Raw genomic sequence first — 20,677 nt, forward strand, 5'->3', positions numbered from 1 at the left:
GAGCTACCTTTTGCTGTCTAGTCGTGCTTCTTTTGGGTGACTGAGGAGCTGCGGGATGTTCATGACAGCATCGCGGTCGTATTGTTTGATTTCGTCTGTCAGTGCGTCCCAAGCAACGAGGCAGGGATGTGTTAGTAATCTCGGATTTTTGGGTCCAGGAGCATACTTCCAACCAGCTGAGAATAGCGCAGCATTCCAGCGGAGGTGTTCCATTTCTGCGAGGAGTTCAAGGTTCTCCGCGAGACGTGAGCTCAATTCATCATGAGGTGGAAGATGGTCAATATCTATTCCAATGGCTCGAAGTTTTATGGGAATGTGGTCGGCTTGTAGTCGGTTTTGCTCGCGTGTGGACTCGGGAAGCTGCACCCAAGAAGTGAGCGAGCTGTTATCGGCGCGCGTTTTCCCTTTGGCTCTTTCTGAAGAGACGTAGTTGTTGTGGATAGTGCGTGCTCGTGATGCATGTGGTTCGTCAACGAGGCTCTGCCAGTTTGCTAGAGTTGCTGGGCGATCGAGCGGGTAGATGTGTCTTCCATCTGATTTTGAGTTGAGAAGTGTGAGTAGTCCTGGACTCGTAGGAAGCGAGCAAAGGATTCGGCCTGAAAAGTCATGCGCATGGATGGAGAGGTATTGTGCCAAAGTGAAATTTTCGTTTTCGCATTCATCTGCACAGATCAGGGTGTGCCAAGACTGACCCGAAGAGCTAGAGTTACGTAGGGCTTGGAGTAAGGAGCAGGGAGTGTCATCTTCTGCTGAGATGATTTCAATGTGAGCGATTTCTGAGGCCTGAGGGAAATAGCGGTTTATCTTCACTTTGAGCGCATCTGGCTGATTAGTTACGAGTGAGATAGATAATTTCTCTCGCGTTCTAAAATGACCTAGTTGCAGGGAGTGGAGCAGTAGAGCTAAGCTGATAGACGAGTGACCGAAGAGGATGAGGCGTGGGTTGTCGTAGAGTTGGCCATCATCGTCCATCTCTAATGGCAGCATGTCCAAGTTGATCCGCGCAACGAGTTTCTCAAGGTTGATCAATGAGACCGACATTGAGCTCGAAGTGGTATTGAGTAGGCTGTGCTCTCTGAATGCTTGTTGGAAATTTGGGTCTTTTAGTAAGGTGTGGCAATGAAGGAGCTTAGTTGCTTTTTGAGGCTGCTGCTCTAATAAGTCTGACACCATGATTACGAGTTCGATGTTTTGACTGTCATTGTGCGTGAAGGCAAAAAAGCGTGATGCATGATGGATCCTAGCTCGCAGCAGTGGCTGATTATCCGTAAAGTTTGCAAGTAGACAGACTGCTCCTAAGGCCTTGAGATCATGAATCCATGGGGAATCTTGATCATTATCAATGATTACGACTTTATGTCCTATCCGAATAGCGTCTGCGGCAAAGTCAGCTGAGATTTCATTGAGTCCAGCGATGATCACATGGCCTCGAGCAAATCTGAGTAGAGCATTGTTGAGTAGGTCGCGTGAGATATGAAATACGGTCGCAAGCAAGCCTAACAATAATGAGAGTGGTGCGAGAAAGCGTGATAATTCAAGCTGAAATGGGAGGTGGCTTTCGGCTGTTGGTCCATCGATCGAGAAGAGTTGCAGTGAGAGATAGATGCGGTCTAGGAGGGTTGAACCGGGGGCAAGTGTAGTGAAACCCCAAAGCCCTAGCAGGAACGAGAACGCTATTAGGATGGCTGTGAGGATAGCAATGGGGCGGAGTTGAGGCATGGGTAGTATGCTAGTTGTTTATCACTTTTTCGAGTTCATCTGCCGCCGAATTTTGTTTCATTTTGCGCAACAATTTCTGACACGTTCGCAGTTGTTCGTGCCACCGTTGTTTGCCGTATATCGTCTCGTTAATAGGGCGTGAAATGAGTGTGTAGCTAATGCCCATGAGTTGGCGTTGTTTTTTTGGATCTTTCTCGAAAAGAGCGAGATGGATATGCAGTAGGGGGTGGCTCAAGTCTATGTTCATGCAGCAGTCTTTCGCAAATTGAAGCTCTCCAGAGCGCATCGGTTTGAAGAAGTAGTTTTCAAGAAATGCGTCAATGTCGGTTGATGAACCAGGGGTGACAGCTCGTTGAGAAGGATGTGTTAGGAACCATTGAGCTAACAGTTTATAGGCAGGGTCTTCATTGGGGTTCTCAATGGATAGAGCTTCAGAAACTTTCTCATTGTATTGATGAAGCTGGTCTGGTGACAGCAGCGTGATCGAACCCTCAGTAGTAAACTCTTTGCCAGCAACTAGAGGGATAAAGTAGTTATAAAACCACTCTGGGACTGTTGATTTCGGCCTTATCAAAGAGGTGTTAAATTGTCCATTTCCGAAGGCATCAACTCCTCCCGTTGTTGTTAAAGTAGCGAGAGGCCCATCCTTGAATGAATGGAACGTGAGCCAGGACTGGCCGGAACCTGCGGGGGGCGTGATATGAGGTGTGAGAGGGAGAGCGCTGCTAGAACTCCACAATCTGAATTGGCTGCCCTCGGGGCTTTCACTCACGCTGATGAATAGGTCTCCCTCACCGAGGAAAGCGACCTGTGTCACTTGATCTCTATGAGAGAGTCTTTGACCTATGGGAATAAGCTCAGGGAGCTTCCAGAGTTGCGCGTAACCTGAGGAACCCGCCCCGTCTCCGAAGCCTGATGCGCTGAGTAGGAGAGTGGCATCCTTATTGATCGCTAGAGCACTGACTATGGAGTCGTGGTATTCAGGAGGGTTGAGTAGCTTCAATTCAGGCCAACTTAGGCGAAGTAGCTTGCGGTGAAGCCCCACAAGTAGTGTCGATCCATCTGGTGAGAAGAGCATGTCACCAGGCCAACCGATGCGGTCATAGGGGCCAAGTGAGTCTGCGAGTGTAGTGGTATCATTGCTGTTGTCCCAGCCTATCAAGAAAGTGCTTCCTAAAATGGCGTAAGCATTTTTGTTAGGGTGACGCTCAATCTCAATTGTACCGGCCCAGCCAAGTTTCATCTGTCCCAGCGTGAGGGTGGCTTCGGCTATGATTTTCCCTGAATCCAGAGCTCGACGTTGTAAAGTGATCGTGACGTCTTGAAGGAGTTCGGTGCGATCTTCTCCCAGACCTTTGTCGTAGAGAGCTTTTGGGGTAGAGACGATGACGACTTCATTTAGATCAGCGAAGAGCTTGGAGCTGAGGTGCTGTGAGTCTTTAGGCTTCGGTAGTGTCCACAAGGGTGTTGTGGAGCTTCTACGGTATAGTGCTAAGTTGCCGTCAGTTTCACCTTCGATTTCTCTGAGCGAGAATTCCTCCGAGTCAACTTCAAGCCGAGGATCATGATTCGTACGTGTGTCGCCATCGGGAAGTAATGAAGCCGCCAGAGCTTGGCGGAAATCCCAAAGGATAACCTGCCCCGCTTTTTGTTCAGCCACAGCATCGATGTAACCATGGGCTGAAACAAGGCGCGTGCCATCGTAGTTCCAGGCGTATCCAGCTGGCCAACTCGTATTTGGAAGTTTGTATCGGCTCTCTCCCGTCTCGTCGTCGTAGTGGCACCATGGATGATCCCATGAAACACCTTCACCACGAAGTGTGATTTGTTCATAGTTGGCGGTAGCTTGTCTGAGACCAGCAGGTGAGGTGAGAGGAACAAGTTGATCATTCTCAGAGTTGTTTGAGACTCGGGTTGGTGGAGCTGAGCTTAGCCAAGGGTGCTTACTGAGCTGTTCACTGCTGATTTCATTTCCTGTTAGTACAACGACTTCGTCGAGCTTGCTGACCTTGATAGGATCCCAAAGGCTGTAACGTGTCGCTTCAGAATAAATGAGTTCGGCTATGATAATTTCTTCTTTGTCCTGATGAAACGCGACATTCGCCACAGGATGTTCCATTTGTAGCGTTCTGAAGGGGAATTGAGAGGCTCCAATGATAGTGCCAGCAAAGCTTGCCAAGTCCGTGTTGTCTGGAGCGCTACGCATGCCTGCAGCTAAGTAAGCTAAGGCTTCTTGTGGACGTGCGGCACTGTAGCTTTTTTCCGCCTCATTCCATGCGCGCATTGAGGCTTCATGAAGCTGTCGCTGCTTGGCTTTATTAGCCTCTAGAGCTAATTGTTCATTGGTCTTAGCTATAGCAGTCTGAGTTTTGGCTACTTTGGTCTGAGCTAGGGCGTTATTCCTCTCGACGTTAGCAATTTCCTTCTGCTCGAACGCAAATAAGGAGAGAGCTGTTAGTGCGGTGATGATTAGCAGCGCAGCAGCTGAGAGTATGATGCGCTTGCGGCGCTGGGCGCGCTCGTGCCGGCGGTAGAGTTTATCAAAGTCTAGCTGTGAAATGCCGGAAACCACCTTGAGGAAACCACGCTCCTTACCGTCTCCTTCTTTGCGTAGGTCTCCGGCTAGTGGTTCGGTCGGGTAGCGTAGGGCTGGGGGAAAGCATTCGAGGTCGTTGTTGATCTCGGTGTTAGAAGTCGCATTTGGTTCACCCTCAAGAATAAGTGCGAGGATATGCTTTTCTTTTCCTAGCGCTTTGAAGTCCTCGATCTCCTTATTGACCCATTCCGATTTTGCTGAGTTGGGAGAACAGAGCACGATGAGGTAACGTGAATCTTCGAGAGCTGCCGCAATGGCTGGGCCTAAATCGGAGGAGCCAGATAGTTCGTCGCGATCACGGAAAATAGGGCGCAAATTTTTACCAAGAACTGCTCCATCAAAGAGCTCGGTGCCTTGAAATTCTTTGGGGATGGGAAATGACTCGAGGCGCTTGTGGAGCCATTGACCCCACTTGCGGTCCTTGGAAGAATAGGAAATGAATGCCCAGTAACGTGTGCTATTTAAATCGGACATTGTTAGGTGTTAGTTGTTGGTAGAGGTGGCGAAGCTAGAGCGACTGAAACCTTCCTTGATGTTGGAGGCTCCGATGGAGTCAATGAACCAGCGCCATGCGTAGGAATGTGCAGCTTTATACGGGTCAGTTCCCGCTGGAGGTGAGATGTCAAAGCGTGAGAACTTAAGTCCATCGAAGCCGTTCTCAGGTACACCTTTGGCAAAGGCCGAGGTGCAGTAGAAGTCTACTGGATAGGACTTTGCCACTTCAGCGAGATGTTCTTTTACTGGGAGGGGGGTGTCTAACATCGTGATTCTGAGATCATCGGGAGCGAGACCTAGGTCGATAAGCACTCTTGCTGCGTTGAGAACGACGAAGCCACCGGCGCTATGTCCGATGAAGTGCATTGGTTGGTCTCGCTTGAGTGTGCCGTTGCGGATTGCACGTGCGATTTTGAAGCCCACGAGTTCGCCGATTTGTTCGCCGCGCGAGCGGATCATTGAGATATCAGCTAACATGCTAGCAGCCTCTTCGGGCATGCCAATAAGGTCGAGCCCGAGGCTGTCGAGACTTCCACTTGGGTGGCTAGAAGGGACGGCGGCATGGTTCCAGTCGACGAGGCAGATGTCGGGGCTTTGGCGTTTGGCTGCTTGACCATTGGCGTGCAGTGCCAAGTGCATTTGAGTCATCCAATGTTCGCCGGTAGCTTCCATTTCGACACCGTCATGAAGGCCGTGAGCGATGAGGACGAAGCCTACTTGAGTGGCCTCAGGGGTGGGTTCCCATGCTTTGTAAGGAGATGAATCGACTGGGGAGAGTAGACGGCCATCGTCTTGACTGAGTGAGGAATGGATTCTTGGGTCCTCGGGGGCTCGCTTATAGTGAATGAGGGCGGTTGTGACGACAACAGATAGGGCGACTACGAGTACACGGCCGATGATCACACGGCCAACAAAGCCAGCACTGATGCTCATTCCTCTAACAATGCGTTTGAATAGAGTGGGTTCAGCCCCGATGGCGAGCTCGCGTGCGTTGTCTTGTTTACTTTCTTGGGTTTGAGCGCGGTAGTAGGGTTCGCTGTGTTCCGCTTTGTAGAACCATTCTACGACTTCACCGAGCAGGCATCGTTCAGTTTCTGTGATATGCTCGTGCAGTTCATCTTCTGAGCTAGCCTCAGTAACGAGTTCCTTAGCTCTGGACAAATACTCGATCTGTTGAGCATAGCGGCCTACTCTGCGGTCGATGTCAAAGTAGAAGCCTCGTAACTGAGCGAGAATGGCGACGAGTGGAAGGGCTGCTCCAACAAATCCTAGCATGTAGTCAGAATTTGAGTATTGGAGCCAGCGGGTGGATTCAGGGCGTAAGGCAATAGCGAGGCCTGCGACAGCCATGAAAAGTGCTGCATCGAGTGAGATGGTAACTACTTTACTTAGTTGCTTGCGTTCGCGGGTGGCGTCTGAGCGTTTTCCTCGATAGTATGCGAGTTGGTCCTCGATGCGGCCTGTTAGGTACTTTTGTTTTTGTTCTTCAATTGGGAGGTTTTGTGAATGAGTGCCCGCGAGCGTCCATTGGGCAATGGGTTGGAGGCTAGGGGAATTATTGAGAGCTTGGATAGTAGCTTCAGGGGAGGTCCCATGGGTGATTTCGGCAGAGCGGGCAATTTCAGTGATAAGGCGGGTGCGAATCCAACTATGCTGCATCCCTCTCCAGCGGAGCCACCAACAGATACCGATCATAAAGAGGGTGCAGGAGGTTACCGCAAAGGCGGTGTAAGAGACCTCCCAACGCTCTCGCACAACTAGCAACCAGAATAGAGGGATGAGAACGGCAGCACCTTGGAATGCTAGAATCCATGTCCACATGCGGCGAGTGTCAGGTGCTAGACGGTCAGCGACATCTCCAGCTCGGTGGAGAATTTCGTTAGGCGCATTACTTTCAGTCAGTCCGAGAGTAGAACAGGTTTCGTTCACCCAGTCGGGCATGGGAGGGAGGTCGTTTTTATCTGACATGGCTAACACAAATTAGTGAGCATTCGTTTACCGTGCAACCACTGAATTCTGTGAGGTTAGAGGCCAAGGTTCTGAAGAAAAACGAAGCCGATAGTTAGCAATACTGTCTTTGGCTATTATTTCTTGATGATTCTCCCCTCAATGAATTTGATGCCAGTGGTCTCGGAGAGGTAGTTTTCCGTTTCTTTGATCTGCGGGACTAATGTCGGTGGGAAGACTGTGATCACTGTGGAGAAACTCTGACCATAGCCTGGAGGGTGATCCGTAAGTAGTACCATATTTTGTGAGTCCACGACGGCCCTCAGACAGAGCTCCTCTTGAAAGGGGCTGAGGGCTGGAGAGCGCCAAATGAGTAAGAGTTCGGGAAGCGACCAAAGGTAGAGTTGATTTCCAAAGGTGGTGTATGCTGTGTTTGAGTCTACAAGGATAGTGTTTCCCGCTACTCTAGGATTGGTTAGACTTGAGAGTTCCGTACCTCGGGTGACAGGAGATGAGGTGTTTGCTAGCAGCTCACCCTCAGAGCTCCATGTTTCAAGTTTGCCATAACTGTCGATTGATAGGACTGATAGTTCGTTGTTAGAAGTAAATAGTTTTCCACTACGAAGACCACGGCGAGGCAAGGTAGTTAAGGACTTCTTACCTAGGTCGTAGATTGCCATCTGATTATTGAGAGTGAGCAGTAGGAGGTGGTTCTTCAGCTCGTGGAGCGTCGGGGGAGTCACTTCTGAACCTGGTAGTCGGTGGAGTTTTGTATTCGCTATGCCTTCTGTGGAAATTTGGCACTCGAGGATCTGACCGTCTTCGTAGCTAGCGCAGAGCTTGGGTGCTTTGTCGTCGGAAACAATGGAGAAGGGGGCTCCTTGAATTAGTGTCGAGCGATGTATGTTCGGTAGAAATTCTGGAGCAAGTGAGTATGCGCGAACCTCCCCGTTATTTTGGAAAATAACGCCTTCGGCGGGAGAGTTTGGCTCAAGAAAGACGTTCACTGCACCAGAGTTCCATGGAGCTGTGAGGATCTTTCCTGATTTGTAATTTTTGATGCTGGGAGGAGGGATGGAACCTCCAAATTGAACGAGTTTTTTACTGGGCGAGATGGCTGTGACTGTTCCCTGTGTGCTAGTCAGCTTGTTCAAAGAACCAGATGCTAGGTCTAGCTGGTAAAGTTCATTCCCCTTCACAAGATGTTGAGTGTCTTCAATAGTGGCAGGGTCAGATAAATTGGATTCACCAGTAGTCTTGTGAGAACGGTATGCGCTGACTTGTTGCTGCAGTTCCCATATGCGTATGTTGCCGTTGTCGCTACCTGCAGCTAATAGGGAGTCGTCATCAGAAAAACGCGTGATGGAAGCTTCACTTCCAGTCCATGAAAATAGACCATAGCGCTCAGGTGAAGATGTGTCGAAAACCGAGACCTGAGATTTGTGAGCCACAGAAATGAAGCGTCCGCTTTTAGATAGAGCTACATGTTGAATCACGCCATCGAGTTGTTGACGCCCGATTTGGTATGCGATCGAGAAGTCGTCAGTATTGTAAAGGACGAGGTTTCCCATTGCGCCACCAGCGAGAAGTTGCTTTCCGTCTGAGGCATACTGTAGGGTGCCGAGTTGTGAGATTACCCTAGTAGCTGGGGAACGCTTGGTGATTTCTTGGTCGCGTTGAAACTCAATTATTTCACCGTTGTGAAGGCCAATGCAGATCTTGTTAGAATAGACGGTTTTTGCTTCGGGTCTTGAATTGAGTGGGAAGCTACGAAGATGGGTGCCAGTGGAGGCATCTCGAAAGGTTACCTCAAAGACACTTCCTGAATATCTGAGTTGCACGAGTGTGCGTTCATCCGCACTGAAGAACCAATGAAAGTTGCGTGGCGATTCTTTGATTGAGAATTGAGCCAGGAGGGGATCAGAGGAGTTTTGGTTCCATATGTTTACGATGTTCTCAGCCTGTTTATCATAACTCTGAGTGTAGGTTGCTACAAACTTTCCTGTCGGGCTTGCAACGATGAGGTCGGGCTCGGTTAGCTCTTTAGGGTATGGAATGACTCCGGAAAGCGTATTGGCATGCCAATCATACTTGCGAATTTCTCGTGTGATGTTGCTAGGGTTTTCTGGATCTGTTTGTTGGAAGAACCCAGTAAGAAATGGGGTTGAGGGAAAAAGGAGGGGGGCGGGCTTGTAGTGATTGAACTGATGGCTCTCAAGAGTGAGGCTAACGGGGAACAGGTCAAAGCGTCTTATGCCTCCATGTAAATCCTGAATGGCAAGAGAGGTGTTCTCTGCTGAGAAAGCAAGTTGGGAGATCTTCCTCATCTCGCCTCCAATCTCAGCCTTCAAGGGGGAAAGTTGAGCCCATGAATCAGCCATCATCAGGTCGATGCCGGAGACTTCAGGGGTGATCTTTCGAGCTTCGTTGAAGAAGGCCAGCGATTCGGCTGCCGAGCCCTCCACAAATGATTGGCGGCCTCGATCTAGGTAACTGCTTACGAGAGTTTTTTGAGCACGCTTTTCATTGGACTCAGCTTCGATTTTTGCAGCTGTCGCCGCTTCGGCATTCTTCTGTGCATGGGATCTTTGCTGGAGTGCGAAGATCGATAGGCAGGCCAATGCCGCCATAATTGAGGCAGCAAGGGCACCGTAGACGATACGTTTTTTTCGTTGGGCTCGCTCGTGGCGTCGATAGAGGCTGTCGAAATCGAGTTGTGCAGCACCAGCTACAATTTTGAGTAAGCCCCGTTCCTTGCCGTCGCCATTTTTTCGCAAGTCACCGGCTAAGGGCTCGGTTGGGTAGCGAAGAGCAGGAGGAAAACATTCCTCTGAATCGCCTGCGTTTGGTTCACCGTCTAGGATGAGGGCGAGAATATTTTTTTCACCACCCATTGCTTTAAAGTCTTCGATCTCCTTGTTTACCCAGGTCGAGTTAGCGGAATGCTTCGAGCATAAAACGACGAGGTAGCGTGATTGCTGGAGGGCATTTTCAAGAGCTGGCCCGAGGTCTGCCGACCCGGATAGTTCGTCGCGATCGCGGAAAATTGGTCTGAGGTTTTTACCGAGAATGGCTCCATCGAATAGGATAGAGCCTTGGAGTTCTTTCGGGATGGGGTAGCGCTCAAGGTTTCGGTGCAGCCATTGCCCCCATTTTTTGTCTTTCGATGAGTAGGAGATAAAGGCCCAGTATTTTTTTTCTGCTCCAGCTTTGCTCGACTGCATGACTCACGGAGTATGAGTAGAAAGTGATAGGGGTTAAAGAAAAAGTGTTAAGACTGCTAGAAGTGATGTGTAAGGACTAAATCTTGTTAGGTTCTGGCTAACAAAAGAGTCACGGAAAACACAAAAAAGCGAAGAGCCAGAGCCCTTCGCTTTTGTGAAATAGTTGGTCTGCCAAGCAGGGGCTTGGTGGTTCGAGTTAGAGTCCTTCGACAGTCTTTGCGACTTTGAGGATGGTGGCTTCACCGAGGTCTGGTCCAAGGATTTGGAGACCAACAGGAAGTTGGGTACCAGCATCTGATGTGATTTCGCCAGCGGGGACTGAGATGCCAGGGATACCTGCGAGGTTCGCTGCGATGGTGCAGATATCGGCGAGGTATTCTTGGAGTGGGTCGTCGGCATTTTCTCCATGTTTTGGTGCAGCGGTAGGAGCAACTGGGGAGAGGATGGCGTCAACAGATGCGAAGGCATCGGTAAAGTCTTTACGGATGAGCGTGCGGACTTTTTGGGCTTTCGTGTAGTAGGCATCGTAGTAGCCTGAAGAGAGAACGTATGTGCCGAGGATGATCCGGCGTTTGACTTCAGGTCCGAAGCCTTGGGCGCGCGATTTACGATAGAGGTCGATGAGGTTCTCGGGGTTCTCAGCACGGTTACCGTAGCGGATCCCATCGAAGCGTGAGAGGTTTGAGGAGGCTTCCGCTGGAGCGATGATGTAGTAGGTCGCGACTGCGTACTCGGTGTGCGGGAGGGAAATCGGTACGAGTTCCGCACCTGCGGCTTCGAGTTTGGCAGCAGTTTCATCGAAGATGGCTTTGACGGCTGGATCGATGGAGTCGCTGAAGTATTCTTTTGGGACACCGAGTTTCATGCCTGCGACACCTTGGCCGATATCTTTGGTGAAGTCGGTATGGTCATCGTCAAGCGAGGTAGAATCCGCTGGGTCGTGGCCGGTGATTGCGTTGAGTAGGAGCGCAGCATCATCTACGGATTTGGTCATGGGACCAATTTGGTCTAAGGAGGATGCGAAGGCTACGAGGCCGTAGCGTGAGATGCGTCCGTAGGATGGTTTGAGTCCCACGATGCCGCAGTGCGATGCGGGTTGGCGGATGGAACCACCGGTGTCTGAGCCGAGAGCGGCGATAGCTGTGTCAGCTGCGACGACGGCAGCGGAGCCACCCGAGGAACCACCTGGCACGCGTTCTAAATCGGCCGGGTTGTTTGTTGGTTTGATGGCTGAGTTACCGGAAGTTGAGCCCATGGCGAACTCATCTAGGTTGGTGCGTCCGAGTGGGATGGCACCTGCGGCGCGGAGTTTGGTAATGACGGTGGCGTCGTAGGGAGAGGTGAAGGCGCCCTCGAGGAATTTGGAGGCACAGGTGAGTGGCTGACCTTTGACGTTAATATTGTCTTTAATGGCAATGGGGATACCTCCGAGTGGGAGGGAGAGGTCAGCATTTTTAGCTTCTTCGCGAGCGGCATCGAAGTCGAAGTGGATGTAGCCGCCGATGGATGCATCCTTTTCATTGATAGAAGCTTCAAGCGCGTCGATGATATCGAGTGGGGTGATTTCCCCGGCGCTTAGTTTGCTACGGAGTGAGGTGATAGATTCTGTAGAAAGCATTTGGAAAGTATTCAGTTTGCAGTTTTCAGTGGGCAGACCAGCTAGATGAATCAGTTCTATTCGATGACTTTAGGGACACGGAGTTGGTCATTTGCGGTATCGGGGGCATTATCGAGGAAGTCCTCGCGTGAGAGGCCTGGCTTGGCGATGTCTTCACGGATACGGTCGAACACAGGTGATGCGTGTGCGGTGGGTTCAATCCCTTCTACGTCGAGCTCGGAGAGTTTATCGATATAGCCAAGGATTTCGTCGAGTTGTTTGCCGAATGTTTCCGCTTCTTCGGGAGTGAGTTCGACACGAGCCAAGTTAGCCACGTAGTTGACGTCGATGTGTTCAGTTGCCATGGCGGCAAGATGATCAAGCGAGGGGCATTGATCAAGGCTGAATGGGAGATGTTTTGCTCAAATGGGCAATAAAAAGTGGGTGCTTATGGCTGAGGGATGAAGTCCTCAGGAAGCTCTGGGATATCAAGAATACTGCGGGTGGGCTTCTCGGTAGCGAGGGCGTCGTTAATTTCGGAGCGGAGGGCTTCCGCTGAGACAGGGGCGCCAAGTTTTGAGCTCACTGGAAAGACAAGGATATTGAGATCCTGTTGGGCGCAGGATGTGAGGGTGTTTGAGAGGAAGGTGCCGAGGTCGATGCGGGTTGCAACAGCCTTACGGAAGTCACCTTTGGCAAGGGCCTGAGTGAAATCTGGGTGTGGCCAGACTGGAATGCAGAGCTTCCCCTCGGCGTCTTTGAAGAGGAGAAGTTCGTTAGAAGACTTCAAAGTCCATAGCTCTTTCCTATCAGTGACTTTATCTATGAAGTAGAAATGTCGCTCGGGCGCAGTGAGTTTACTGACGTGTTCGCGTTGAGCTTTGCTGATCGGAAAGGCCATGGTTTTGTTGAATAGAGGCTGAGTTTACTTGCCTTTAAGTGGTTGTGGGATGGAGTGATAGATTTGTTCGAGGGTGAGGACGGCGTAGGAGGTGACGAGTTCTGGTTCGTTTTCCCACCAACGTGCATTCTCGTTAACCCATGAACCATCTTTTTGTTGGGATGTTAGGACACGTGTGGCGAGGGCTTTGCGCCAATCGTGTTCGGACCCGTCTTTGGTTTTGAGGGTATCGATACCGGCAGCTGTGAGAGCTTTTGCCATGACGTGGTAGTAGTAGAAGAGCCCTTGTTCGCCGAGTCCTGGGTTTTCTTCGAGGGTGTAGTTGTCATTGAGCCATTGTTTTACGGCTTTGACACGGACATCATCTTCGTCGAGGTCGGCGTAGATAAAGGAGAGAAGTCCAGCGTAGGACATGGAGCCATATCCGCGGAGGGTTTCGCGTCCGTCTTTATCTTTTTGGGTACCTGCTTTTGAGTTACCAGGGAAGTAGACGAAGGAACCATCGTTGCTGATTCCTTCTTGGTCGTTGGTTTCCTCGAGGTTCTGGGTGCGCGAAATGAATTGGATGGCGGCATCCCAGTTAAGTTCTGGCTGGCGTTTTGCGGAGTCTTTGGCGTATGCCTCTGAGAGTTTAAGTGCCTCGATAGCCAGGTAGGTATTGGACATATCTGAGTGTGGGTAGGATCCGCCGTAGCCGATGCCGCCGTCGTTTGGATTATCGGTTTCGCCTTTGATGTCCCAGTCTTGTTGGAGGTTGATCAGGAAGCGGCGTGCGCTGAGGATGTTCTCTTTGTGAGCTGGGTCCCCTGAAGCGGAGAGGGCCATGAGGCTGGTAGAGGTATTGTAGGTGGCGAGGCCTTTGACGTAGATTCCGCCGTCTTTATGCTGTTGGGCGATGAGCCACTCGTAGCCTTTCTTCACATGAGGAGCCGAGGCGTCGTCCTCATTGGGTGAGCGGCGGGCGGCAGTGAGAGCGAGGGCTGTGTAGGCGGGGATTTTATCATTTTTCCAGAAGCCTTTTTCATCTTGGGTCGATTTAAGGTACTGGTTGCCTTTGGTGATAGCATGCTCCATTTCTAACTTGAGAGAGAGGTAGGGAGCTTGTGAATTTTCGGCAGCGACGAGTGAGGAACTCGCTGCGACCAGAGCGATGGCACTGGTTTTGAAGGTCGATGCGAATAGCTTCATAATTTCAATTAGTTGTTTAGTTTTGTCTGTGTGATTGTTAGGGTAACTTTGGATCCAAGAGGAGGAAGAATTTTCTTTCTAGGGATCCAGAGTTCGTCGTTGTCACGGCCTTCACCTGAGTAGCTCGCAATGGCGGATCGGTCGGTAAAGACAGCGATGAGGTCGCCACTGACATTGGGTTTGTACTCGCCATTAATCATGTATGACCCTGAGTAGATCCAAGGCGCATCTGGCATGTCGTCTTGGGTTTTGGCATTTTCGAGCAACTTGGTGACATCGTAGCTGGCATCTTTGCCATCGAGTTTCCAGGACGCGGTGACTTTGAAGCGTGAGTTTTGCTTTTGTTCCTTGGTTGAGGCGTAATATTTGCCAGTGGGTCGGTAGTTTTCGTCAAGGATTTGAAACAGCTCCTTTGACTCTTTATAGCCGAGGAGCTTCATGGCGACGTTGAGGTTGAAAGGGGAGATTTCTGTTACGAAGAGGGCCTCGTGGATTTTTCCTTCTGGGGAGGTGAGGAGGTATTCGATAAGGACTTCGTTGTGTTCGAGAGTGGCGGTGAAGGAGATTGCTTTCTTTTGACTATCGAAGGTGATTTTGCCCAGCTGGTAGAGGTTTTCACCTATTTTTTTGACATCGGGTTTTTCCGGCATTTTTGCGGGAGGGGGTTCAGGGGCGTTCCCTGCGAGGAGGGTGCCGGAAACGATGCTGAATGCGAGAGCGAGGATGGGCTTCATGGGATGTCTGAGGTAGGATATAGGTTGCTCTAACAAGCTAATGGCGCAAGCTAGAAAGTGTGACAAAGTTCTTTGTCAGACAAAGAACGTCAGTCTAGAGCGAGATATTAGAGGAAATGTGAAGAAATCTCAATCACGTGAGGTGAGGAATCTCTGGATGAGTTCCTGACAGCCATCTTCGAGCATGTCTACGACCAAGTCAAATCCGTCTTGTCCCCCATAGTAGGGATCTGGCACCTCGGATTGGGAGTGGTGTTGGCAGTAGCAGGTGAACTTTTGGATTTTTTGACGCTGTGCGTCGGATGGTTTGAGCTTGAGTACGTTGTGGTAATTTTCGTCATCCATTGTGAGGATGAGGTCAAATGACTCGAGGTCGGCGGGGGTGATTTGGCGTGCTTTTCCCGTCACGGGGATTCCACGTTTTTGGAGGGTTGTTGTCATCCGCGCGTCTGGGCCTTTACCTGTATGCCAGGCGGCGGTACCGGCGGAGTCGATGGAGCAACGATCGGTGAGGTGTTGTTGGGTGAGGATGTGGCGCAGGACATTTTCGCCAGCAGGTGAGCGGCAGATATTACCCAGGCAGACAAAGAGGATTTTCATCAATCAGCGGGGCTATTCACCTTTGCGCAGGACGGCGACGCATTCGAGGTGGCGGGTTTGGGGGAAGAGGTCGAAGGGTTGGACTTCTTCAAGGATGTAGCCTGCTTGGATGAAATGCTGGAGGTCACGCATTTGGGTGGATGGGTTACAGGACACGTAGACGCAGCGCGAGGGGCCGAAGGCAAAGAGTTGGTTGAGGAATTCTTCGTTGCAGCCTTTGCGTGGGGGGTCGATCACGACAGCGGTTTGGTCGGCGGGGAAGTCAATATCTGCGAAGATGGCTTCGGCGCTGGAGGCCAGGAATGTGGCATTTTCGATATTATTTTGGCGGGCATTGGCGCGGGCCCAGTCGGCGGCTGTTTCTGAGACTTCGACACCGGCCACTTGTTGGAAGCTTGAGGCGAGAGTGAGGGCGAAGAGGCCGGACCCGCAGTAGGCGTCGACGAGGAAATTGGCTCCGTGCATGGATGCATGTTTGGCGACGTATTCCGTGAACGCTGGGAGAATGAAGGGGTTATTTTGGAAAAAGTCTCCAGCGAGGAAATTGAATGAGAGGTCGCCGACGTGTTCGGTAGCTATGGCGCGGTTATTGGTTTCGACGCGGCCTTCGGTGGCACGCATGAGCATGGTGACGCCTTTTTTGTATTGTTTCGCATTTTGCTGAGCTTCTTTACGCAGCTGTGGGAGAGCGTCGTTAATTTCCTCCATGGCGATGGGGCATTGGGGGACGTCTAAGATGCTATTGCGTCGGCCATTTCTGAGGAAGCCGATGGCTTCAATTTTACCATTTTTGGGTTTATTGAAGTGAGGGGTAAGTTTGGAACGATAATTCCACTGGCGTGGAGATGGGATGGCGGGTTTGACCTCGTGGTCGATATTGGCCATGTGTTTGAGAAGCTCAGCGACTTGGCGGGTTTTCCATTCGAGTTGGGTTGGGTAGTCGACGTGTTGGTATTGGCAGCCACCGCATTCCCCGAAGAGGGGGCATTTGGGATCGATTCGGTGTGGTGAGGGGGTAAGGATTTCGATAAGGTCGCCTTGGGAGCAATTGTTGTCATTGCGGAAGATGCGTGCACGGACTGTGTCGCCCGGAAGTGCGAAGGGGACGAAGACGACCCACTTGGTCGTTTCTGCTGGGGTTTCGGAGGAGGGAATATCCACCTTTGCGATACCAACGCCCAGATTCGAGAGTGATTCGATAGTGACATCGATCTCTTGGTGGTATTCGAATGGGAATGGGACAAATTTCTTGTGTGGGCGCATGCTGAGAAAATGATTCGTTTCCCAGTGGGTTTGGTGTATCTTGGTGAGGAATGAAAGTCTTTTATTTATTGATCATTGGTCTAGGACTGGGCGCGAGCCAAGCACAGGAGGTGCAGTGGTATGATGCGGAGGGGAATGTGGTCAAGGTGACGCAGATGGAGAAGGAGGAGAAAGAGGAGCACAAGGCTGCCAATGAGCTCCTAGTGCATGAAGCTTACCACTGGGATGCTAGAAGAATTTTTCGCAAGTCACGTATCAGAGGACGTGCCATTTATTATAACAGCCCGTATGTGTTTGGCTACGGTTTTGGCTATGGGTGCTGGCCGAATTACTACACGCGTAGTTACTGCACGAGTGGTGGCTACTATCGATCGTATTGTCGGCCGAGTTACCGTGGATCGAGTTTAAACATCGTGATCCGTCGATGACGGTTATTGGCTAGGGACGCTGAGCCCTTGGTTGCCGGCGCTTCCTTTGGTAGAGGTTGCAGTTTCTTTAAGGTCTTCTTTATTGGGCATGCCGAAGACGTCGGGTTGCATGTAGGGGCCGGTTTTTCTCAAGCCGGTGGGGCGTTTGGTCGGCGCGCTCACTGGTGGGTTTGTGTGCGTGTGGGCTGGTGTAGCTTGAGTATTTTGGACGACAGTGGGGGCGGGTTGATTGGCAGTATTTTGGGCGGGAGTGGGTTTGCCGTCGTAGTAGATGGGGTCATTCATGTTGCCGCAGCTGTTGAGGAGGCAAGTGGCAGTAGCAAGTGGCAATAGGTAGAGCGACTTCATCATGGTGTCGGGATGCTTACGAGAATCTGGTGATGAGGCAATAGGAAAGTGCCTAACATCACAATTTGTATTCCTCACATCTCTGGAACCTGTGGTGGAGGGGAGATCCAATCTGCACAGCACTGAGCGATGGTGTCGGCTCGGTGGTCGTAGAGTAGGAGGTGGTAGCTTTCTGAGAAGTAGTGGTGGGTGAGTGGGGTGGTTTCTGGCAGATGAGCTAGCCACGATTCTATCGTTTCGACGGGAAGGAAGAAGTCCTGCCCACCATTAACCACTAGGAGAGGAATGGAAATCTGGTGGGAGAGAGAAGGCATCTGGGAGATAAGACGCTGGACGGCTGCGAGAAAGCGCAGGGAAAAGCTATCGACATGCCAGGCGTTGGTGGCTGATTGGCTCGCGTGGTTAGTTGGGTGATGGCTGACCTGGAGGTTTTGGTTGCTGGCAATGAGTGATAGAGGGATGCGGCGTTCTGGCTGAATTTTTGCGATGCAGGTAGCGAGTGATTGCATCCATTGGGGGACGAGGTGGTCGAGACTAATGACCGGAGATAGGAGGATGAGGCGGTCGCATCGGACGTGGTGCGTGGCATGGGTGAGGGCGTGGCACGCGATAATGGCTCCGAGCGATTCCCCGGCCCAGATACATTCGGCATGGGGGGGTTTGATTTTGAGAGTTTTAGTGGCATGCCAGAGGTCGCGCAGCCAGTCGTGGTGTGTGGGGATGTCTCCACGGCGGTTGACTACCGGGTCAAAGCCTTGGCCACGTAAGTTGAGAGCATAGATGGCGAGATTGGGGTTTTGTTGGGTGCAGATATTGGCCCAATTGGTAAAATCTGCGGAGGCTCCACAGAACCCGTGGAGTGCGATGATAACTTGGTTCGGGGATGAGAGGTTGCCCCAGCTTTGGTAGGGGAGTGGGGTGGTGTCAAAGCTAGGAAGAGTATCCATTAGTGAGAAGAGATTGGTGAAATGTACGTGAAAAGTTGGAGATATCCAGATATAATGAGGGTCGAGGTTAGTGTTATGCCAATCCAGACTGTATTAGCTGCGAGCTTGAGATCTCCACACACGCGAAAGTTGTGGTGGTGGGTTGTCGCGGCCGCTCCAGCCATTGTTCTCTTTGATTACCTCGCCGTGAGTCCCATTGGGTCTGATGTGTTTTTGTGGTTCAAAATGATTTTTGTATTTGGCTGTTTTGCCGCTTTATTGGGTGTGGTGGTGCTGCCCTTTTTTTTGATTTTTAAGAAGTGGCGCAAGGCGACAGTGGCGTGGTTATTGCTGAGTGTGTGTTTTTTGGCTGCGAGTCTGGTGGGTTTTGTGGTGGGGAATAATGTGAGGAAGATGGCATTTGAGGGCTTGGCTGAGCGCAGCATGGTCTTGGTGGAGGCGGTGCATAGCTATGAGGAGACTAAAGGGTATCCGCCGGAGTCATTGGTGGATTTGGTGCCAGAGTATATCGATGCTGTGCCTAGTACAGGGATGATGGCTTATCCAGAGTATCGCTACAGTGTGGGGGAAGATGCGAAATATTTTAGTGGGAACCCCTGGGTGTTACGGGTGCCGGCACCTAGTGGCGGAATCAATTTCGACGAGTTCTTGTATTTCCCCTTACAGAATTATCCAGCAAGCGGGTATGGTGGCCAGCTTGTGAAGGTGGGGAAATGGGCGTATTCACGTGAGTGATACTGAGTTCATTAGTGTCAGGATGGGGGAGGGGTGAGATGGGGAGGGAGATGAGGGGGGAATTTCGTTCATTGACTCGGAATCGCGTGCTTTTAGCTTCTGATAGGGGTTGCATGCGAAGGGAAATTACAGCATGAAAGCGCCAACGATTATCACGAAGTACGCATGAGCAACTCTGAAGACAAAAAAGACTTTATCCGCGAGATCATTGCCGAAGATCTAGCCAGTGGAAAGCATGACACCACGATCACCCGATTTCCACCGGAGCCCAATGGGTATCTTCATATCGGGCACGCAAAGGCGATTTGTATTAACTTTGGAATTGCTCAAGAGAATGTGGGAAGTGGTGCGCGTTGTCATTTGAGGTTTGATGATACCAATCCCATTAAGGAGGACACTGAGTATGTAGAGAGCATCAAGAAAGATGTGGCATGGTTGGGGTTTGATTGGGGAGAGAATCTTTATTTTGCATCGGATTACTTTGATTATTTTTATGAATGTGCGGTGCATTTGATAGAGGCAGGCAAGGCGTATGTAGATCTTCAGTCGGTGGAGGAGATGCGCGCTGCCAGAGGGAATGTGAATACTCCGGGAACCGATTCACCCTATCGAGACACGAGTCCTGAGGAGAACTTAGTGTTGTTCGAGAAGATGCGCGATGGCGGCTTTGAGGCTGGAGGGGCAGTGTTAAGAGCAAAGATTGATATGGCATCTCGCAACATGAACTTGCGCGACCCTGCAATCTACCGTGTTCTGAATGTCGGGCATCACAACACGGGGGACAAATGGAAGATCTATCCGATGTATGATTTCGCTCACCCACTCGAGGATGCGAAAGAGAAGATTACCCATTCCTTGTGTTCTTTGGAATTTGAGGATCACAGACCACTTTACGATTGGGTGGTAGAAAATTGTCCGACGCCGGCAACTCCGAGGCAGATTGAATTTTCCAGATTGAACCTGACCTACACCGTGATGAGTAAGCGTAAGCTTCTGCAGTTGGTCGAGGAAGGCATCGTGAGTGGATGGGACGACCCGCGTCTACCGACTCTCTCAGGAATGCGCCGCAGAGGGTATACACCTGAGTCCATTCGTTCCTTTATTCAGAAGGTAGGCGTCACGAAATTCAACGCCACGACAGATGTTGCCTTGTTGGAGTTTGAGCTTAGAGCGCATCTCAACAAAGTGGCACAGCGCCGTATGGCTGTGTTAGACCCACTGAAAGTGGTAATTGATAACTGGGATGGGGACACAGTTGAAGAAATGGAATGCCAGAATAACCCTGAAGATGCGGATGCAGGTACGCGTAAGGTGCCATTGGGTAAGGAATTCTACATCGAACGTGATGACTTTATGGAAGACCCGCCGAAGAAGTATTTTCGTTTGGGGCCGGGCAGAGCTGTGCGGTTACGCGGTGGCTACATTGTCCAGTATGTGAGCCACGAGACTGATAGTGAAGGCAATGTGACAGAAGTGCATGTTGAGTTTATTCCTGGAACGATTGGCCAGAGCCCACCGGAGGGTGTGAAGTGTAAGGCGGCGATCCATTGGGTGAGTGCAGCGCATGCTGTCGATGCTGAAGTGCGTTTGTACGATCGACTCTTCACTGAGGAGAGCCCGGACGCTTATGAAGGCGGCTTCATGGGGTGTTTGAACGAGGAGAGTTTGGAGGTGAAGGGAAATGCAAAGTTAGAGCCAAGTTTATCTGAAGCAGCTCCAGGAACTGTGTATCAGTTTGAGCGTGTGGGGTATTTCTGTGCAGACAGCGAAGAGCACAGTGCGGGTGGCAATTCTGTGTTTAACCGCACGGTAGGTTTACGCGATTCTTGGGCAAAGAAGTAGTGATACCATCTCTCGACGCGGAATAGACGAATGGAGTGTGGTACAGTCTTGTGAAGTTTGCGCTTCGCGATTTTAGAGTTAAGAGTAAATCGGATTACCTTACAGAAGGTCAT

The 20,677-nt window shown here is 50.9% G+C and carries 16 protein-coding genes; 3 read left to right on the plus strand and 13 right to left on the minus strand.

Features of this window, described 5'->3' with window-relative positions; genetic code table 11:
- Nucleotides 1–3: 3 nt before the first annotated feature.
- The 11 genes from ACFSW8_RS00435 to ACFSW8_RS00485 form a co-directional block, all read right to left on the minus strand.
- The gene (locus ACFSW8_RS00435; protein ID WP_377091278.1) at nt 4–1,719 is read right to left on the minus strand and encodes a RyR domain-containing protein; all 1,716 of its coding nucleotides are present in this window, start codon (nt 1,717–1,719) and stop codon (nt 4–6) included.
- A 10-nt stretch (nt 1,720–1,729) separates the two neighbouring features.
- Nucleotides 1,730–4,789, minus strand: a complete 3,060-nt coding sequence (locus ACFSW8_RS00440) for a toll/interleukin-1 receptor domain-containing protein (protein WP_377091277.1) — start codon at nt 4,787–4,789, stop codon at nt 1,730–1,732.
- Between the two features lie 9 nt (nt 4,790–4,798).
- A complete protein-coding gene (locus ACFSW8_RS00445; protein ID WP_377091276.1) occupies nt 4,799–6,778 on the minus strand; it encodes a hypothetical protein in 1,980 nt (659 codons plus the stop codon).
- Between the two features lie 116 nt (nt 6,779–6,894).
- Nucleotides 6,895–9,981: a toll/interleukin-1 receptor domain-containing protein gene (locus tag ACFSW8_RS00450; RefSeq protein ID WP_377091275.1), complete on the minus strand. Its 3,087-nt coding sequence runs from the start codon at nt 9,979–9,981 to the stop codon at nt 6,895–6,897.
- Between the two features lie 196 nt (nt 9,982–10,177).
- Nucleotides 10,178–11,599: an Asp-tRNA(Asn)/Glu-tRNA(Gln) amidotransferase subunit GatA gene (gene gatA / locus ACFSW8_RS00455; RefSeq protein WP_377091273.1), complete on the minus strand. Its 1,422-nt coding sequence runs from the start codon at nt 11,597–11,599 to the stop codon at nt 10,178–10,180.
- 56 nt (nt 11,600–11,655) lie between these two features.
- Nucleotides 11,656–11,943 (minus strand): Asp-tRNA(Asn)/Glu-tRNA(Gln) amidotransferase subunit GatC, encoded by a 288-nt coding sequence (gene gatC, locus ACFSW8_RS00460; RefSeq protein WP_377091272.1) that lies wholly within the window; start codon nt 11,941–11,943, stop codon nt 11,656–11,658.
- An 83-nt stretch (nt 11,944–12,026) separates the two neighbouring features.
- Nucleotides 12,027–12,479, minus strand: coding sequence for a DUF2750 domain-containing protein (locus ACFSW8_RS00465; protein WP_377091271.1), 453 nt, complete (start codon nt 12,477–12,479; stop codon nt 12,027–12,029).
- Between the two features lie 24 nt (nt 12,480–12,503).
- Nucleotides 12,504–13,667, minus strand: coding sequence for a prenyltransferase/squalene oxidase repeat-containing protein (locus ACFSW8_RS00470; RefSeq protein WP_377091270.1), 1,164 nt, complete (start codon nt 13,665–13,667; stop codon nt 12,504–12,506).
- A gap of 8 nt (nt 13,668–13,675) precedes the next feature.
- The gene (locus tag ACFSW8_RS00475; RefSeq protein ID WP_377177172.1) at nt 13,676–14,401 is read right to left on the minus strand and encodes a YdjY domain-containing protein; all 726 of its coding nucleotides are present in this window, start codon (nt 14,399–14,401) and stop codon (nt 13,676–13,678) included.
- A gap of 129 nt (nt 14,402–14,530) precedes the next feature.
- The gene (locus ACFSW8_RS00480) at nt 14,531–15,001 is read right to left on the minus strand and encodes a low molecular weight protein-tyrosine-phosphatase (RefSeq protein WP_377091268.1); all 471 of its coding nucleotides are present in this window, start codon (nt 14,999–15,001) and stop codon (nt 14,531–14,533) included.
- A 12-nt stretch (nt 15,002–15,013) separates the two neighbouring features.
- A complete protein-coding gene (locus tag ACFSW8_RS00485) occupies nt 15,014–16,264 on the minus strand; it encodes a class I SAM-dependent RNA methyltransferase (RefSeq protein WP_377091267.1) in 1,251 nt (416 codons plus the stop codon).
- A gap of 50 nt (nt 16,265–16,314) precedes the next feature.
- Here ACFSW8_RS00485 and ACFSW8_RS00490 point away from each other — a divergent pair, with 50 nt between their 5' ends.
- On the plus strand, nt 16,315–16,692 hold the full coding sequence (locus tag ACFSW8_RS00490) for a hypothetical protein (RefSeq protein ID WP_377091266.1): 378 nt from the start codon (nt 16,315–16,317) through the stop codon (nt 16,690–16,692).
- Nucleotides 16,693–16,695: 3 nt separating this feature from the next.
- On the opposite strand, the gene ACFSW8_RS00495 is transcribed toward ACFSW8_RS00490, so the two are convergent.
- Together ACFSW8_RS00495 and ACFSW8_RS00500 are read right to left on the minus strand one after the other, a co-directional pair.
- Nucleotides 16,696–17,043: a hypothetical protein gene (locus ACFSW8_RS00495; protein ID WP_377177174.1), complete on the minus strand. Its 348-nt coding sequence runs from the start codon at nt 17,041–17,043 to the stop codon at nt 16,696–16,698.
- Between the two features lie 71 nt (nt 17,044–17,114).
- Nucleotides 17,115–17,987: an alpha/beta hydrolase gene (locus ACFSW8_RS00500; RefSeq protein WP_377091264.1), complete on the minus strand. Its 873-nt coding sequence runs from the start codon at nt 17,985–17,987 to the stop codon at nt 17,115–17,117.
- Nucleotides 17,988–18,062: 75 nt separating this feature from the next.
- On the opposite strand from ACFSW8_RS00500, the gene ACFSW8_RS00505 reads away from it, so the two are divergent.
- Together ACFSW8_RS00505 and ACFSW8_RS00510 are read left to right on the plus strand one after the other, a co-directional pair.
- Nucleotides 18,063–18,722: a hypothetical protein gene (locus ACFSW8_RS00505; protein ID WP_377177176.1), complete on the plus strand. Its 660-nt coding sequence runs from the start codon at nt 18,063–18,065 to the stop codon at nt 18,720–18,722.
- 165 nt (nt 18,723–18,887) lie between these two features.
- Entirely contained in the window at nt 18,888–20,564 is a 1,677-nt protein-coding gene (locus tag ACFSW8_RS00510; RefSeq protein ID WP_377091262.1) for a glutamine--tRNA ligase/YqeY domain fusion protein, read from the plus strand.
- Nucleotides 20,565–20,677 lie beyond the last annotated feature (113 nt).

The sequence above is a fragment of the Rubritalea tangerina genome (assembly GCF_042683245.1).
Taxonomy (GTDB): domain Bacteria; phylum Verrucomicrobiota; class Verrucomicrobiia; order Verrucomicrobiales; family Akkermansiaceae; genus Rubritalea; species Rubritalea tangerina.